We start from the raw sequence: 14,433 nt of genomic DNA on the forward strand, positions 1-14,433 counted from the left end.
TCTCCTCAGTTGTTCGGTCGGCGGTTAGTTGGCGAGGTCTTCGGCCGAGGCGTTCTCGTTGCGCGACAGGTTGATGCCCAGGTTGGCAGCAGCGCGCTCGAGGTCCTCGTCGTCACCGTCCGCCATCTCGATCGCGGCGCCGTCGGACGACAGCACCTCGACGTTGAGGCAGAGCGACTGGAGCTCCTTGAGGAGCACCTTGAACGACTCGGGGATGCCCGGCTCGGGGATGTTCTCGCCCTTGACGATCGCCTCGTACACCTTCACGCGGCCGACCACGTCGTCCGACTTGATGGTGAGGAGCTCCTGCAGCGTGTACGCCGCGCCGTAGGCCTGCATGGCCCAGCACTCCATCTCGCCGAAACGCTGGCCACCGAACTGCGCCTTACCACCCAGCGGCTGCTGCGTGATCATCGAGTACGGGCCGGTGGAACGGGCGTGGATCTTCTCGTCGACCAGGTGGTGCAGCTTCAGGATGTACATGTAGCCCACCGCGACCGGGTACGGGAACGGCTCGCCGGAACGACCGTCGAACAGCGTCGCCTTGCCGTCGCCGCCGACCATGACGTCGCCGTCGCGGTTCGGGAGCGTCGAGCCCAGCAGGCCTGCCAGCTCCTCGTCGCGGGCACCGTCGAACACCGGGGTGGCGGTGTTGGTGTCCTTGGGCTGGCTGTACATCTCCTCGGGCAGCGCCGACGCCCAGTCCGGGATGTTCCCGTTCTCGTCGCGAACGTCCCAGCCCGTCTTGGCGACCCACCCGAGGTGCGTCTCCAGGATCTGGCCGATGTTCATACGACGGGGCACGCCGTGCGTGTTGAGGATGATGTCGACCGGGGTGCCGTCCGGCAGGAAGGGCATGTCCTCGGCGGGCAGGATCTTGCCGATGACGCCCTTGTTGCCGTGGCGGCCGGCCAGCTTGTCGCCGTCCTGGACCTTGCGCTTCTGGGCCACGTACACGCGGACCAGCTCGTTCACGCCCGGGGCCAGCTCGTCGTCGTCGTCGCGCGAGAACACGCGGACGCCGATGACCTTGCCGGTCTCGCCGTGGGGCACCTTCAGCGAGGTGTCGCGCACCTCACGCGCCTTCTCACCGAAGATCGCGCGGAGCAGGCGCTCCTCCGGGGTCAGCTCGGTCTCGCCCTTCGGGGTGACCTTGCCGACCAGGATGTCGCCGTCGCGGACCTCGGCACCGATGCGGATGATGCCGCGCTCGTCCAGGTCGGCCAGCACCTCGTCGGAGACGTTCGGGATGTCCCGGGTGATCTCCTCGGCGCCCAGCTTCGTGTCGCGGGCATCGATCTCGTGCTCCTCGATGTGGATGGACGTGAGCACGTCCTCCTCCACCAGGCGCTGCGAGAGGATGATCGCGTCCTCGTAGTTGTGGCCCTCCCACGGCATGACCGCGACGAGCAGGTTCTTGCCCAGCGCCATCTCACCGTTGTCGGTGCAGGGGCCGTCGGCCAGGACCTGGCCGGTCTCGACCCGCTGGCCCGCGTTGACGATCGGGCGCTGGTTGGCGCAGGTGCCCTGGTTCGACCGCGCGAACTTGCGCAGGCGATGCGTGGCACGGGTGCCGTCGTCCGCCATGACGGTGATGAAGTCGGCCGAGACCTCCTCCACGACGCCCGGCTTCTCCGTGATGACCACGTCGCCGGCGTCGACCGCGGCGCGCAGCTCCATACCGGTGCCGACCAGCGGCGACTCGCTACGGACCAGCGGCACGGCCTGACGCTGCATGTTCGCGCCCATGAGGGCACGGTTGGCGTCGTCGTGCTCGAGGAACGGGATCATGGCCGTCGCGACCGACACCATCTGGCGCGGCGAGATGTCCATGTACTCCACCGCCGAGACGGGGACCATCTCGACCTCGGAGCCGCGCTTCCGCACGAGCACGCGGTCGTCGGTCAGGCGCCCCTGGTCGTCGGTGGCCGCGTTCGCCTGCGCGATGTAGTAGCGGTCCTCCTCGTCGGCCGTCATGTAGACGATCTCGTCGGTGACGACACCGTCGGCGATGCGGCGGTACGGCGTCTCGATGAAGCCGAACGGGTTGACCCGCGCGTACACCGACAGCGAGCCGATCAGGCCGATGTTCGGGCCCTCAGGGGTCTCGATCGGGCACATGCGGCCGTAGTGCGACGGGTGGACGTCGCGGACCTCGAGGCCGGCGCGCTCACGCGACAGGCCGCCCGGGCCCAGCGCCGACAGGCGGCGCTTGTGGGTCAGGCCCGACAGCGGGTTGTTCTGGTCCATGAACTGCGACAGCTGCGAGGTGCCGAAGAACTCCTTGATCGCCGCCGAGACCGGGCGGATGTTGATCAGGGTCTGCGGGGTGATCGCCTCGACGTCCTGCGTGGTCATGCGCTCGCGCACCACGCGCTCCATGCGGGACAGGCCCACCCGGAGCTGGTTCTGGATCAGCTCGCCCACGGTGCGCAGGCGGCGGTTGCCGAAGTGGTCGATGTCGTCGACCTCGACGGGCACCTCCTCGCCCTGCGGCACGGTCATGTACGTCAGCTGCTCCGACGGGGCCTCGTGCAGGCGCACCAGGTACTCGACGGTCGCGACGATGTCCTCTTCGGTGAGGACGAGCGGCTGCGTGCCGTCCTCGTTGGCCGGCAGGCCCAGCTTCTTGTTCAGCTTGTAGCGGCCGACGCGAGCCAGGTCGTAGCGCTTCTCCTTGAAGAACAGGTTCTCCAGCAGGGTCTGCGCGGACTCCTTGGTGGGCGGCTCGCCCGGGCGCAGCTTGCGGTAGATGTCGAGCAGCGCCTCATCGGTGCCGGCGGTGTTGTCCTTCTCCAGGGTGGACCGCATGATCTCCGAGAAGCCGAAGCGCTCGAGGATCTGCTCGCTCGTCCAGCCCAGCGCCTTGAGCAGCACGGTGACCGGCTGGCGACGCTTGCGGTCGATGCGGACGCCGACGGTGTCGCGCTTGTCCACGTCGAACTCGAGCCACGCGCCGCGGGCCGGGATGACCTTCACGCTGTGCAGCGGCTTCTCGGTCGACTTGTCGATGGTCTCGTCGAAGTAGACGCCCGGCGAGCGGACCAGCTGCGAGACGACGACGCGCTCGGTGCCGTTGATGATGAACGTGCCCTTGTCCGTCATCATCGGGAAGTCGCCCATGAAGACGGTCTGCGACTTGATCTCACCGGTGTTGTTGTTGATGAACTCGGCCGTGACGAACAGCGGCGCCGCGTACGTCATGTCCTTGTCCTTGCACTCCTCGATCGAGGCCTTGACCTCGTCGAAGCGCGGATCGGAGAAGGAGAGCGACATGGAACCCGAGAAGTCCTCGATGGGCGAGAGCTCCGCGAGGATGTCCTCCAGGCCGCCGGTCGGCTGGGCCTCGCCCCGCGCCGCGGCCTTCTCACGCCACGCGGGCGAGCCCACGAGCCACTCGAAGGAATCGATCTGGAGATCGAGCAGTCCCGGAACCGGAAGCGGCTCGGAGATCTTCGCGAACGACACGCGCTTCGGGGCCCCCGGGACCACCGCGTTCTGATCGTTCTGAGTCTGGCTGGAGACGGAGACTGCCAAGATGCGTCCTCTGCTGTGCCTAGTAACGTTGCCAAAATCGTGCCGACGGCAACCCGCAGAGAAAACGCCCTCTAGGAGGAGACGAATATTCAGATGGGCAGGAGGCAGCCAGCGCAACGTCCAACATTAGCAGAGGGAGACCACCCCCGCAAGGGGCAGTCCAGACTAGGCCCCTGAGGGGCCGTGCGCAAGGACCGTACGCCAGGTGAATCGAACACCCTCGCCGAACCGGGGCCCGCGGGCTGGCTGCCGTGCGAACCGCGACGTCGAGGCGTACGTCCTGCCGATAACTGTGACCCGAATCGGGGAGAACGTCAAGCGAAACCGCCGTTCTCTTCGAAAATCAGGTGAGAGTCCCGTGACCGCCGGGGCGTCCGACGGTGCGCCTCCCCCGCCCGACGGGGCCGCGGACCGTCGGGAACGACGAAGCCGCGCCCGGCGCCCCGGCGGGCTCCGAGCGCGGCTGCGCGTCGATCAGCGGTCTTCGACCTTGGGAAGGTGATCCGTGGGGTTGTCGTCCTGGCTGAGGGGCTGCCGCACCTCGTAGCCGGCGGGAACCTCGCCCTGGGCCTGCCCCTGGTACTCGGCCCCCTGGCCCAGCACCACCGTGGGCGCCTCCGGCGAACCCGCCGCGGCGTACGCGGCGTCGGCCGCGGGCTCCCCCTCCAGGTCCCTCAGGATGGCCGTCTGCGCCTTCGCCGGCAGCGACGGCAGCATCTCGCGCACGCGTGCCTTGCGGCGGGCGACGCCCTGGCGCACCGGCATGCCCGGCGTCGGCTGCATCTGCGGGGCGATCTCGTCCGGCACGTCCACGCCGCCGTCGGAGTGGCCGCCGGCCACGCGCTCGGCCTCCGCGGCCATCTGCGCCTGGTCCTTCTCCTCCGACATGCCGATCGGGCCGATCATCGAGCCGGTGAGGAACTGCTTGACGACCGGCTCCTCCGAGGTCAGCAGGACCTCGCGCGGGCCGAACATGACGAGGTGCTTGAGGAACAGCATGCCCATGTTGTCCGGAACGGTCCGGGCGATGTTGATGTTGTGCGTCACGATCAGGGTGGTGCAGTCGATCTGCGCGTTGATGTCCATCAGCAGCTGGCTGGTGTAGGTGGTACGCACCGGGTCCAGGCCCGAGTCCGGCTCGTCCACCAGCATGATCTTCGGGTCCAGCACCAGGGCGCGGGCGAGGCCGGCGCGCTTACGCATACCGCCCGAGATCTCGCCGGGGAGCTTGTCCTCCGCGCCGACCAGACCGACCATCTCGAGCTTCTCCATCGTGATCTGACGGATCTCGCTCTCCTTCTTCTTCGTGTGCTCACGAAGCGGGAAGGCCGTGTTGTCGTACAGGTTCATCGAGCCGAAGAGGGCGCCGTCCTGGAACAGCACGCCGAACATCTTGCGGATCTCGTAGAGCTCCGAGCTGGAGCAGGTGAGGATGTCGGTCCCGTCGATGATGATCTGGCCCTCCTCGGGGCGCAGCAGACCGATCAGGGACTTGAGGAACACCGACTTACCGGTACCGGAGGGGCCGAGCAGAACCGAGACCTCACCCGCCGGCAGGGTCAGCGAGACGTCGGACCAGATGTTCTGGGACCCGAACGACTTCGTCAGGTTCTTGGTAGTTACTTCGACACCCACTGTCGAGACCTTTCGTCGCTCTCCTAGGTGTGGCTCGCGCCACAGACCGCTGGGAGCACAGTACCCCAGTCACCGCTGGTCGCGGTACCGGACCTGTTCTATCCGGCGGCGCCGGCGCCCCCGGAAACGCGAACCGCCCCGTCGCACTGGGCGACGGGGCGGTCAGAGCACTGACGTGCGGTTCGGTTATTACTTGACCGAAACCGAGGCGCCGGCCTCCTCGAGCTTGGCCTTGGCGGCGTCGGCGGCCTCCTTGTCGACCTTCTCCAGGATCGCCTTGGGGGCGCCCTCGACGAGGTCCTTGGCCTCCTTCAGGCCGAGGCCCGAAACCAGCTCGCGGACGACCTTGATGACCTGGATCTTCTTGTCGCCGGCGCCATCGAGGATGACGTCGAACTCGTCCTGGTCGGCAGCGGCGGCGGCGTCGCCGCCGGCAGCCGGGGCAGCACCGGCGGCCGCGACGGCGACCGGAGCAGCGGCGGTGACCTCGAAGGTCTCCTCGAAAGCCTTCACGAACTCGCTGAGCTCGAGCAGGGTCAGCTCCTTGAAAGCATCAAGCAGCTCGTCGGTGGTGAGCTTCGCCATGGTGGCGTCCTTCCGTTCAGTCTTGCTCGCTGATCCGCGAGGCAAGGTGGTGATGTTCCCGCGCGCGGTGCCCGCGGGAGGTTCGCTGGATCAGCGGAATCAGGCGGCAGCCTCTTCGGCGGCCTTCTTCTCCTGCAGCGCGGCGCCCAGGCGGGCCACCTGCGAGGCGGGAGCGTTGAACAGGCCAGCGGCCTTCGCCAAGTTGCCCTTCATGGCACCGGCGAGCTTGGCCAGGAGCACCTCGCGCGACTCGAGATCGGCGATGCGCTCGATCTCCGCCACGGACAGCGCACGGCCGTCCATGTAGCCGCCCTTGATGACCAGGGCCTTGTTGTCCTTGGCGAACTTCTTGATCGCCTTGGCGGCCTCGACCGGCTCACCCTCGATGAAGGCGATCGCGGTGGGACCCTCGAACAGCTCGTCCAGGCCCTCGACGCCGGCGTCAGCCGCGGCGCGCTTGACCAGGGTGTTCTTGGCGACGGAGTAGGTGGTACCCGCCCCGAGCGAGCGACGCAGCTCGGTGATGGAACCGACCGACAGTCCGCGGTACTCGGTGACCACGGTGGCCGTGGACTTCGAGAACTGCTCGGCGATCTCTGCGACCGCGGCGACCTTCTCGGCGTTTGCCATACTTCGCCTCCTCTCTTGCGTGTCATCCGACGGAGAAGGCTCGGGCCCGAAACGACGAGAACCCCGGCGCAGGGCGCACGGGGTTCGGTGAAGAATCCTCGTCCTCCTGCGTGGGTCGCCGGCTCGGGGCCGGACCTTCGATCGGGCTCGCGCCCGATGACCGACGGTCTCTGGTGGAACGATCCGGTTGACACCGGATTCCGAGGGACCAGAGTACGGGAACCGGCGGGCTACGCCAAATCGTCGCCGGTCAGCCGATGGTCACGCCGGATTCGGCGTAGACGATGCGCAGGGCCAGGCCGGCCTCCGGGCCCATGACCCGCGCCGCGAGGTCGACGAACGCCGCGGTGAACTCGGGCCCGTGCGCGGCGGCCGCCGCGTCCGACGGTGCGCCGTGGTGCGCCAGTTCGTGCAGGACCACCAGCTCCCGCAACGCCCACGCCCCGTCGCGCCCGGCGGGCACCGCCACCGTCGGGCGACGGTCCGCTCCCCGCTCGTAGTGCGCGCCGGTGGCGCCCGCGCGGGCCCGGACCCGCACCTCGCCGGGGCCGAGCACGCGGTCGACGTAGGCCTGCACCGAGTCCACCGACCCGAACCGGGCCTCGGGCGGCAGCGTCAGCGGCACACCGAGCACGTCGACGGTGCGCCCGCCCGCGGAGTGCTCGAACAGGCCGCGGACCAGCTCCTCCGCCCGGTAGACCGCGGCCCGCTGCCCGTCCCTAGACGTCCTTCGCCACCTTCAGCTGATCCTGCACCGCCTTGGCCGTCGCGGCCATGTCGGCCCGGCCGATGGGGACGATGAACAGCGCGTACGTCTGGGGCGCGGAGTCGATCACGAGGATCGTCAGCTCGTCGCCGGGAACAGTGACCCCCGGGGCCTGCACGAGCACCTTGCCGGTCATCTTCGTAGCGGGCACGCCGTCCACGGTGATCGCCTCCGGCGCGGACTTCTCGACCTTCTTCGACGTGGCGCTCTGGTAGCCGGCGCCGTCGGCGATGCACTGGATCATCCGCGGCGCCGCGTCCTTGCCGTCCAGCTTCTCGCCGAAGTTGGTCTGCCCGATCTCCACGCCGGCCTGCCACGGCTGACCGTCGCCCATCGCCTTCTCCAGCCCGGCGGCGGCGATGCTCTCGGCGTACACCGTGTAGCTCTCGGGAGTCCATCCGGGCGCGGCCGAGACGGGGAACGACAGTGGGCCCGAGACCACCCGGTCCTTGACCTCGGAGGCCTTGCCGGTGCCCGGCAGCCCGCAACTGGCGGCGCCCGTCGACGGGTCGCCCTGGGAAGCCGATGTGGACGGCGAGGACGCGCTCGGCTCGTCGTCCGAGTTGCCGATCACCACGACGGCGGCGATCACGACCGCGATGACGAGCAGCACCGCGACGCCGACGGCGATCCACAGGCCGGTGCGGTTCGGCTTCTGCGGGCCGCCGGGCCCGCCCGGGGCGCCGGGCTGCCCGGGTGCGCCGTAGCCGTACTGCTGGCCGTACTGCTGCTGGCCGTAGCCCTGCTGCCCGTAACCCTGCCCGTACTGCGGCTGGCCGTACCCCTGCCCGTACTGGGGCTGCCCCGGCTGCTGCCCGTACGGGTACTGGTATCCGCCCTGCGCGTACGGGTCCGGCTGCTGCTGTCCGTACGGATCCTGCGGGTTGCTCATACGTCCCTCGCCACCTTGAGCTGCTCGAAGATCTGTCTGGCCACCGCCGCCCGCTCCTCGTCACCGATCGGAGTGTCCGACTCGAAGTATGCCTGCGGTGCCGAGTCTATGACCACAACCGTCACCACATCGCCCACCACGGACAGGCCCGCGCGCCGCACCAGGATCCGCCCCGTGACCCGCGCCGCGGGCACCCCGTCCACCGTGATCGCCTCGGGCTCGGTGAGCCCCTCGAGCCGCGGCCCGTACGAGTCGTACCTGCTGCTGTCCACGATGCACGGGATCATCCGGCGGGCGGCCTCGGCCACCGGCAGGCGCGGGGCGAAGGTGGTCAGCCCGATCTCGGCGTGCGCGTCCCACTTCTGGCCCGGTATCCCCTGGCGCAGCCCCACGGACTGCGCGCCGGGCGCGAACAGCACGTACCGCTGCGGCGTCCACCCGGGCGCCGCCGACACCGGGAAGGACACGGGGCCCGCCGTCACGCGGTCGGTGATCGGGGTCGTGGAGCTCGCACCGGGCAGGCCGCACCGGCCGTCGACCGGCGTGCCCGACGGTCCGCCCGACGGCCGCGCACCGTCGGACATGAGTACTCGCGCGACGAGGACGCCGGCGGCCACGGCGACGACCAGAACGAGCGCCACCGCGCCGCCGATCAGCCACCCCAGCCGCTTGGTCACCTGCCGCCCCGCTCCAGAGCGCCTCTGCCGCCACCGATCTCGTGATGCGCGCCGAGCCGGGCGGAGCGGCCCGCGCTGTCGCCGGCGCGGCGCGCGCCGTCGGAGTACCCGGCCGACGCCGCCGACCCGCGCCAGCTGCCCCGGGCCGACGACTCCGCGCGGTAGAAGTCCTTGAGCTCGATCTCCTTGTTCCGCAGGGCGACCGCCGTCCCCGGCTCGCCCTGCTCGGTGCGGTGCGCCGTCTCCGCCGCGCGCGCCTCCGCGAGGCGCTTGCCGATCCGCGCGGCGAAGGCCGACTGGAAGTTGATCCGCGCCGTGACCGCGGCCAGCGGCTTCTCCTCCACCCAGCGGCGGCGGGTACGCCGGTCCTCGTAGAGCTGCTGCACCGTCTCCGACTTGTACGCCCCGGACCGCAGGTACGCGTCGGAGGCACGGACCATCTGGATCACCAGCGAGGCGTAGAGCGCCTCGCACGCGTCGATGTCCTCCGCGAAGCCGTAGGCGAAGACGAACGTGGAGTTGGAGGCCACGTCGCACGTCACGTCGTTGGGCGCGGCGATGGCCACGAACAGCTCGACGAACGTGCGCAGCCCGCGCCGGCCCGCCTCCCCGATCCGGACGGTGCGCTGCTCCGGCACGACCCGGGCGCGCTCCTTACCGCGATGATGCGCGCGGGCCACCGCGAGGTCGATCGACGCGGCGGTCGCCAGCCGCTGCGCCGCCTCCGTGAACGTGGCGGCCTCGTGCTCGTTGTCGGTCCCCTCCGCCTGCCGCAGGAGCGCCCCGATCCGCGCCAGCAGCTTCTCGTCGTCCATGGGCGCGAGAGTACCCACCCGCACCGACAGTGCCGCGCCGCCGCCGGGCGCCAAGCCCGCCGAAAGCGGAATCCCAGAGCGCTCCGTTACTCTGAGGGAGACAGCATGATTCATTGTACTAAGGAGACGATTCTCGATGTCGACGCCCAGCGATCCGAACGGGCCCCAGAACCCCGGTCAGCCGTACGGCCAGGATCCGAGCTCGCCCCAGGGACCGGAGGGGTACGGGCAACCGCAGTACCCGGGGTACCCGCAGCCCGGCTACCCCCAGCCGGGGTACGACCAGGCCGGCTACGGCCAGCCGGGGTACGGCCAGGCACCCGTCGGTCCGAACGGTGAGCGGATCAACGACCCCAACACCACCCTCGCCATCGTCGGCCTGGTGCTCGCGGTCTTCTGCTCGCTGCCCGGGCTGATCGTCTCGATCATCGCGCTCAACAAGTCGAAGTCGCGGGGCTACAAGAACACGATCGCGCTCGTCGGCATCGTGGTGGGCGCGGTGAGCATGGCCATAGGCCTCGCCTACGGGCTCACGGCGTAACGGACCAGGAACCGGAGGACGGATGAGCACACCCGGCGGGCAGGATCCGTACCAGCCCTACGACCCCGCCTCGGCGCAGTACGGCGCGCAGTACGGCGGCTACGACCCGCGGTTCGGCCAGTACCAGTACCCGGCGCCCGGGCAGCCCTACGCGGGCCCCATGCCCGGCCCGAACGGCGAACCGCCGCAGGACCCGGACAGCGCACTCGGCATCGTCGGGCTGGTGTTGTCGGTGGCGGCCTGCTCCCCCGTGGGCCTGATCGTCAGCTGGATCGCGCTGAAGAAATCGAAGGAGCGCGGGTACCGGAACACGATGGCGCTGGTGGGCACGATCATCGGCGCCGTGTTCACCGGCATGGCCCTGCTGGCGGTACTGGCCTACGTCCTGATCATCGCGCTGTTCGTCGGCGTGGCCTCGACGGCCCCGTCGCTCCTGCTCTGACCCGGGGCACGAAGAAGCCCCCGGCCACTCCGGCGGAGTGATCGGGGGCTTCTCGCGTTCAGACCCTGAAGGGGACGGAGGCTAGGCCTCCTCCTCCGCGAGGTTGCTCACGCGCGACGGGTCCACCTGGATGCCCGGTCCGGTGGTCGTCGAGACGGTGACCTTCTTCAGGTACCGGCCCTTGGCCGCCGACGGCTTGGCGCGCAGGACCTCGTCCAGCGCGGCGCCGTAGTTCTCCACCAGCTGCTTCGCGTCGAAGGATGCCTTACCGATCACGAAGTGAAGGTTGGCCGCCTTGTCGACGCGGAAGTTGATCTTGCCGCCCTTGATGTCGTTGACCGCCTTGGTGACGTCGGGCGTCACGGTGCCGGTCTTCGGGTTCGGCATGAGGCCACGGGGGCCCAGGACGCGAGCGATACGGCCGACCTTGGCCATCTGGTCCGGGGTGGCGATCGCGGCGTCGAACTCGAGCCAGCCGCCCTGGATCTTCTCGATCAGGTCCTCGGCGCCCACCTCGTCGGCACCCGCGGCCTTGGCCTCCTCGGCCTTGTCGCCGACGGCGAAGACGATCACGCGGGCCGTCTTACCGGTGCCGTTCGGCAGGTTGACGGTGCCGCGCACCATCTGGTCGGCCTTGCGGGGGTCGACGCCGAGTCGCATGGCGACCTCGACGGTGGCGTCCTGCTTGGTGGAGGAGGTGCCCTTGGCCAGCGTGACAGCCTCGAGCGGGCTGTACAGCTTGTCCTTGTCGACCTTCTCGGCAGCGGCCTTGTAGGCCTTGCTGTTCTTGCTCATCTCTTGCTCTTTCGTTCTTGCCCGGCTTGTGGGCAGTGAGTGGTTCCGCGGGCCGAGCCGGCCCTCCCACGGGAGGCGGTGCCTCCCGGTGACGTCCTCGACGGGGTCGAGTTACTCGACGGTGATGCCCATCGAGCGAGCAGTGCCGGCGATGATCTTCGCGGCCTGATCGACGTCGTTCGCGTTCAGATCTTCCTTCTTGGTCTCGGCGATCTCGCGCACCTGATCCCAGGTCACCTTGGCGACCTTGGTCTTGTGCGGCTCTCCCGAGCCCTTCTGCACGCCGGCTGCCTTGAGCAGCAGCTTGGCGGCCGGAGGAGTCTTCAGCTTGAAGTCGAAGGACCGGTCCTCGTAGACCGTGATCTCGACGGGGATGACGTTGCCACGCTGCGACTCGGTCGCGGCGTTGTACGCCTTGCAGAACTCCATGATGTTGACGCCGTGCTGACCAAGCGCGGGACCCACGGGCGGAGCAGGGTTGGCCTGCCCGGCCTGGATCTGAAGCTTGATGAGCCCGGCGACCTTCTTCTTCTTCGGGGGCATCCTCAGTTTCCTTTATTTCCACCCCACGCCGATGGGCGACGTGGGAAGTCTTCGCGGGGCGTGCGCCCGCGTCAGTTGATCTTCTCGACCTGGTTGAACGCCAGCTCGACCGGGGTCTCGCGACCGAAGATCGAGACGAGCACCTTGAGCTTGCGCTGCTCGGCGTTGATCTCGCTGATCGACGCGGGCAGCGTGGCGAACGGGCCGTCCATGACGGTGACCGACTCGCCGACCTCGAAGTCGACCTCGACCGCGGGGCCCTGCGACACGGCACCGCCGGTCGCGGCGGCGGCACCGTCGGACGCGGCGCCCGCGCCCTTGTCCTTCGCCGGCTTGGTCCGGGCGCTCTCGGGGAGCAGGAACTTCACGACCTCGTTCATCGTGAGCGGCGAAGGCTTGCTGGTCAGGCCGACGAAACCCGTGACACCCGGGGTGTTGCGGACGGCGCCCCACGACTCGTCGTTGAGGTCCATGCGCACCAGGATGTAGCCCGGCAGCACCTTGCGGTTGACCCGCTTCTGCTGGCCGTTCTTGATCTCGGTGACCTCCTCGGTGGGGACCTCCACCTGGAAGATGTAGTCGCCGACGTCGAGGTTCTGGACACGGGTCTCGAGGTTGGCCTTCACCTTGTTCTCGTAGCCCGCATAGGTGTGGATGACGTACCAGTCGCCGGGGGCGGTGCGCAGCTGCGCCTTCAGCTCCTCGACGGGGTCGACCTCTTCCTCCTCGGCCTCGACGGCCTCGGCTTCAGCGGTCTCCGCGTCGCTCACGGCGGCGTCGGACTCGGGGGCCTCACCGGCCGGCTCCTCGGCGACCGGCGCCTCCGCAGCGTCGTCGAGCAGGACGTCCGCCTGGACTTCCTGCTCCGTCTCGTTCTGCTCCGGGGTGCTCACAGCGCCGAAGTTCCTTCCGTCTCGTCTTTCGTGGGGGCGTATCGGCTGATCAGCTGAACGCCCACAACATCAGCTTCGCGAAGCCGAGGTCCAGGAGGCTGACGAACGCGGTGAGGACCACCACGAACACCAGCACGATGATCGTGTAGTTGACCATCTGGTTGCGCGTGGGCCAGATGACCTTGCGCAGCTCGGCGACGACCTGCCGCAGGAACAGCCAGATGGCCGCGAAGGGATTGCGCGACTGCTTCTTCGTCGCCGCACCGCGTGCCGGGGCGGAGGACTCCGCCGACGTCGCCGACTCCGAGGGCTCGGCCAGCGCCGTCCGGCCGCGGCGGCCGCTGCCACGCTTACCCGACGGGCGGGCCTGCTGTGCGCCGTCTTCGGCGGCGCTGTCCCCGGCGTTGCCGGTGGTCGCGTCGTCGTGCTCGTCGCTCACGCAAATCCCTCCACTGGTCGTTCGGCGGGCCGAACGCCCGCCTGGGCAGGGGCGACAGGACTCGAACCTGCGACCTGCGGTTTTGGAGACCGCTGCTCTACCAACTGAGCTACACCCCTTTGCGGGCCCTGAGGCCCGCACTCCACAACCTTCGGTGGGCATGCGTCGAACACGCCCGCCGAAGCTGCAGACAGTTCAGTGTACGGCACATCGGCGCCGCACCTCAAAACGACCGTCAGGCGAACTGGACGGTGGCGATCGGCTTGCCGAAGATCTTGCGCTCACCCTGCTTGACGGTGAGCATCACGACGCCGGTCTTGGTCTCGGGATCGAGCGACTTGATCTTGCCGGAGTACTGCAGCTCCGCCTTCTGATCGGCCGGGACGTACACCGGCGCGGTGAAGCGCACGCTGTACTCCTTGAGAGCCACCGGATCGCCGAGCCACTCGGTGACGTAGTTCGAGCCGAGGCTCATCGTGAGCATGCCCTGCGCGACCACGTCGTCCATGCCGGCGATCTTCACGATGTGATCCGACCAGTGGATGGGGTTGGGGTCGCCCGTGACGCCGGCGTAGTTGACGAGGTCGCCGCGGGTGAGCTCGAAGGTCCGCTCGGGGAGCTCCTCGCCCACCGCCACGTCCGCGAAGTTACGAAGCGCCATACATCATCACCTTTTCCATAGCCTGCATGAACGCCGGATCCTCGTCCTCGCCGGAACGCCCGGCGAGCGTGGTCCACGACGTGACCAGCGGATTGCCGTCCTGGTCGGAGATCTCGTTGCGCGTCACGATCAGGTCGACGCCGGCGGCCTGCCGGAACTGATCGAAGTGCACGTGCGTGGTCAGCGTCATCCCGGCCAGGATCGGCGCGTGGAAGTGCACCTTCTGCTCCGACTGCACGACCGGCCGCCGGCCGTAGCCGACGATGGCGTTCTCGAACAGCGGGCGGTGGGCGATGATCCCGATGAGCGAGAACATGATCGGCGGGGCGACCAGGTCGGCGTGGCCCGCGGCGCGCGCGGCCTCCACGTCGTGGTGGATCGGGTCGGTCAACTGGCTCGCGTGCGCGAACTCGCGCACCTTCTCGCGGCTCACGTAGTACTTCTCGTGGTACTCGTAGTTGTAACCGACCGCGGCCGCGGTACGGGCCGCGACTTCATCATGGCTGAGCTGCTCGGTGACCGGTCCACCCGGCACATCGATGTCATTGCTCACGTGTCGAACCTACCTAACGTGAATGGGCT

Annotated in this window: 15 protein-coding genes, 1 tRNA gene and 1 pseudogene; 2 read left to right on the forward strand and 15 right to left on the reverse strand. The window is 68.9% G+C overall.

Going from position 1 to position 14,433, the window contains the following annotated elements; genetic code table 11:
* Positions 1 to 24: 24 nt before the first annotated feature.
* The 8 genes and pseudogenes from BN39_RS03015 to BN39_RS24010 all read right to left on the reverse strand — a co-directional run bounded on the left by BN39_RS03015 (position 25) and on the right by BN39_RS24010 (position 9,537).
* Positions 25 to 3,537, reverse strand: a complete 3,513-nt coding sequence (locus tag BN39_RS03015; protein ID WP_040765781.1) for a DNA-directed RNA polymerase subunit beta — start codon at positions 3,535 to 3,537, stop codon at positions 25 to 27.
* Positions 3,538 to 4,011: 474 nt separating this feature from the next.
* Positions 4,012 to 5,172 (reverse strand): ABC transporter ATP-binding protein, encoded by a 1,161-nt coding sequence (locus tag BN39_RS03020; protein ID WP_019200880.1) that lies wholly within the window; start codon positions 5,170 to 5,172, stop codon positions 4,012 to 4,014.
* Between the two features lie 189 nt (positions 5,173 to 5,361).
* Entirely contained in the window at positions 5,362 to 5,757 is a 396-nt protein-coding gene (gene rplL / locus BN39_RS03025) for a 50S ribosomal protein L7/L12 (protein ID WP_019200881.1), read from the reverse strand.
* 99 nt (positions 5,758 to 5,856) lie between these two features.
* Entirely contained in the window at positions 5,857 to 6,387 is a 531-nt protein-coding gene (gene rplJ / locus BN39_RS03030) for a 50S ribosomal protein L10 (protein WP_019200882.1), read from the reverse strand.
* A gap of 250 nt (positions 6,388 to 6,637) precedes the next feature.
* A pseudogene (locus BN39_RS03035) lies at positions 6,638 to 7,096 on the reverse strand (TIGR04338 family metallohydrolase); the annotation flags it as partial.
* Positions 7,097 to 7,106: 10 nt separating this feature from the next.
* Positions 7,107 to 8,045 (reverse strand): hypothetical protein, encoded by a 939-nt coding sequence (locus tag BN39_RS03040; protein WP_019200884.1) that lies wholly within the window; start codon positions 8,043 to 8,045, stop codon positions 7,107 to 7,109.
* Positions 8,042 to 8,722: a hypothetical protein gene (locus BN39_RS03045; protein ID WP_019200885.1), complete on the reverse strand. Its 681-nt coding sequence runs from the start codon at positions 8,720 to 8,722 to the stop codon at positions 8,042 to 8,044. The genes BN39_RS03040 and BN39_RS03045 overlap by 4 nt, the downstream gene beginning before the upstream one ends.
* Positions 8,719 to 9,537, reverse strand: a complete 819-nt coding sequence (locus BN39_RS24010) for a DUF2786 domain-containing protein (protein WP_040766466.1) — start codon at positions 9,535 to 9,537, stop codon at positions 8,719 to 8,721. The genes BN39_RS03045 and BN39_RS24010 overlap by 4 nt, the downstream gene beginning before the upstream one ends.
* Before the next feature lie 136 nt (positions 9,538 to 9,673).
* Between BN39_RS24010 and BN39_RS23095 the strand changes: the two genes are divergently transcribed.
* Positions 9,674 to 10,078, forward strand: coding sequence for a DUF4190 domain-containing protein (locus BN39_RS23095; RefSeq protein WP_019200887.1), 405 nt, complete (start codon positions 9,674 to 9,676; stop codon positions 10,076 to 10,078).
* 22 nt (positions 10,079 to 10,100) lie between these two features.
* Positions 10,101 to 10,520: a DUF4190 domain-containing protein gene (locus tag BN39_RS03060; protein ID WP_019200888.1), complete on the forward strand. Its 420-nt coding sequence runs from the start codon at positions 10,101 to 10,103 to the stop codon at positions 10,518 to 10,520.
* Positions 10,521 to 10,601: 81 nt separating this feature from the next.
* Here BN39_RS03060 and rplA read toward each other — a convergent pair whose 3' ends face one another.
* The 7 genes from rplA to hadA form a co-directional block, all read right to left on the reverse strand.
* Positions 10,602 to 11,315, reverse strand: coding sequence for a 50S ribosomal protein L1 (gene rplA, locus BN39_RS03065; RefSeq protein WP_019200889.1), 714 nt, complete (start codon positions 11,313 to 11,315; stop codon positions 10,602 to 10,604).
* A gap of 111 nt (positions 11,316 to 11,426) precedes the next feature.
* Positions 11,427 to 11,858: a 50S ribosomal protein L11 gene (gene rplK, locus BN39_RS03070; protein WP_013125420.1), complete on the reverse strand. Its 432-nt coding sequence runs from the start codon at positions 11,856 to 11,858 to the stop codon at positions 11,427 to 11,429.
* 71 nt (positions 11,859 to 11,929) lie between these two features.
* Complete coding sequence (nusG, locus tag BN39_RS03075) at positions 11,930 to 12,751, reverse strand: transcription termination/antitermination protein NusG (RefSeq protein ID WP_019200890.1); 822 nt, start codon at positions 12,749 to 12,751, stop codon at positions 11,930 to 11,932.
* Between the two features lie 49 nt (positions 12,752 to 12,800).
* Positions 12,801 to 13,190, reverse strand: a complete 390-nt coding sequence (gene secE / locus BN39_RS03080; RefSeq protein ID WP_019200891.1) for a preprotein translocase subunit SecE — start codon at positions 13,188 to 13,190, stop codon at positions 12,801 to 12,803.
* 46 nt (positions 13,191 to 13,236) lie between these two features.
* A tRNA-Trp gene (locus tag BN39_RS03085) sits at positions 13,237 to 13,309 on the reverse strand.
* A gap of 116 nt (positions 13,310 to 13,425) precedes the next feature.
* Positions 13,426 to 13,851 (reverse strand): (3R)-hydroxyacyl-ACP dehydratase subunit HadB, encoded by a 426-nt coding sequence (gene hadB / locus BN39_RS03090; RefSeq protein ID WP_019200892.1) that lies wholly within the window; start codon positions 13,849 to 13,851, stop codon positions 13,426 to 13,428.
* Complete coding sequence (gene hadA / locus BN39_RS03095) at positions 13,838 to 14,404, reverse strand: (3R)-hydroxyacyl-ACP dehydratase subunit HadA (protein WP_081585900.1); 567 nt, start codon at positions 14,402 to 14,404, stop codon at positions 13,838 to 13,840. Before hadA ends, hadB begins: the two co-directional genes overlap by 14 nt.
* Positions 14,405 to 14,433: the final 29 nt, after the last annotated feature.

The sequence above is a fragment of the Tsukamurella sp. 1534 genome (assembly GCF_000312385.1).
Taxonomy (GTDB): Bacteria; Actinomycetota; Actinomycetes; order Mycobacteriales; family Mycobacteriaceae; genus Tsukamurella.

What these genes read in the sequence shown, in the direction of transcription:
- rplL (WP_019200881.1), bottom strand. Translation starts at nt 5,757, where the DNA reads ATGGCGAAGCTCACCACCGACGAGCTGCTTGATGCTTTCAAGGAGCTG.
- rplJ (WP_019200882.1), bottom strand. Translation starts at nt 6,387, where the DNA reads ATGGCAAACGCCGAGAAGGTCGCCGCGGTCGCAGAGATCGCCGAGCAG.
- BN39_RS03040 (WP_019200884.1), bottom strand. Translation starts at nt 8,045, where the DNA reads ATGAGCAACCCGCAGGATCCGTACGGACAGCAGCAGCCGGACCCGTAC.
- BN39_RS24010 (WP_040766466.1), bottom strand. Translation starts at nt 9,537, where the DNA reads ATGGACGACGAGAAGCTGCTGGCGCGGATCGGGGCGCTCCTGCGGCAG.
- BN39_RS23095 (WP_019200887.1), top strand. Translation starts at nt 9,674, where the DNA reads ATGTCGACGCCCAGCGATCCGAACGGGCCCCAGAACCCCGGTCAGCCG.
- BN39_RS03060 (WP_019200888.1), top strand. Translation starts at nt 10,101, where the DNA reads ATGAGCACACCCGGCGGGCAGGATCCGTACCAGCCCTACGACCCCGCC.
- rplA (WP_019200889.1), bottom strand. Translation starts at nt 11,315, where the DNA reads ATGAGCAAGAACAGCAAGGCCTACAAGGCCGCTGCCGAGAAGGTCGAC.
- rplK (WP_013125420.1), bottom strand. Translation starts at nt 11,858, where the DNA reads ATGCCCCCGAAGAAGAAGAAGGTCGCCGGGCTCATCAAGCTTCAGATC.
- hadB (WP_019200892.1), bottom strand. Translation starts at nt 13,851, where the DNA reads ATGGCGCTTCGTAACTTCGCGGACGTGGCGGTGGGCGAGGAGCTCCCC.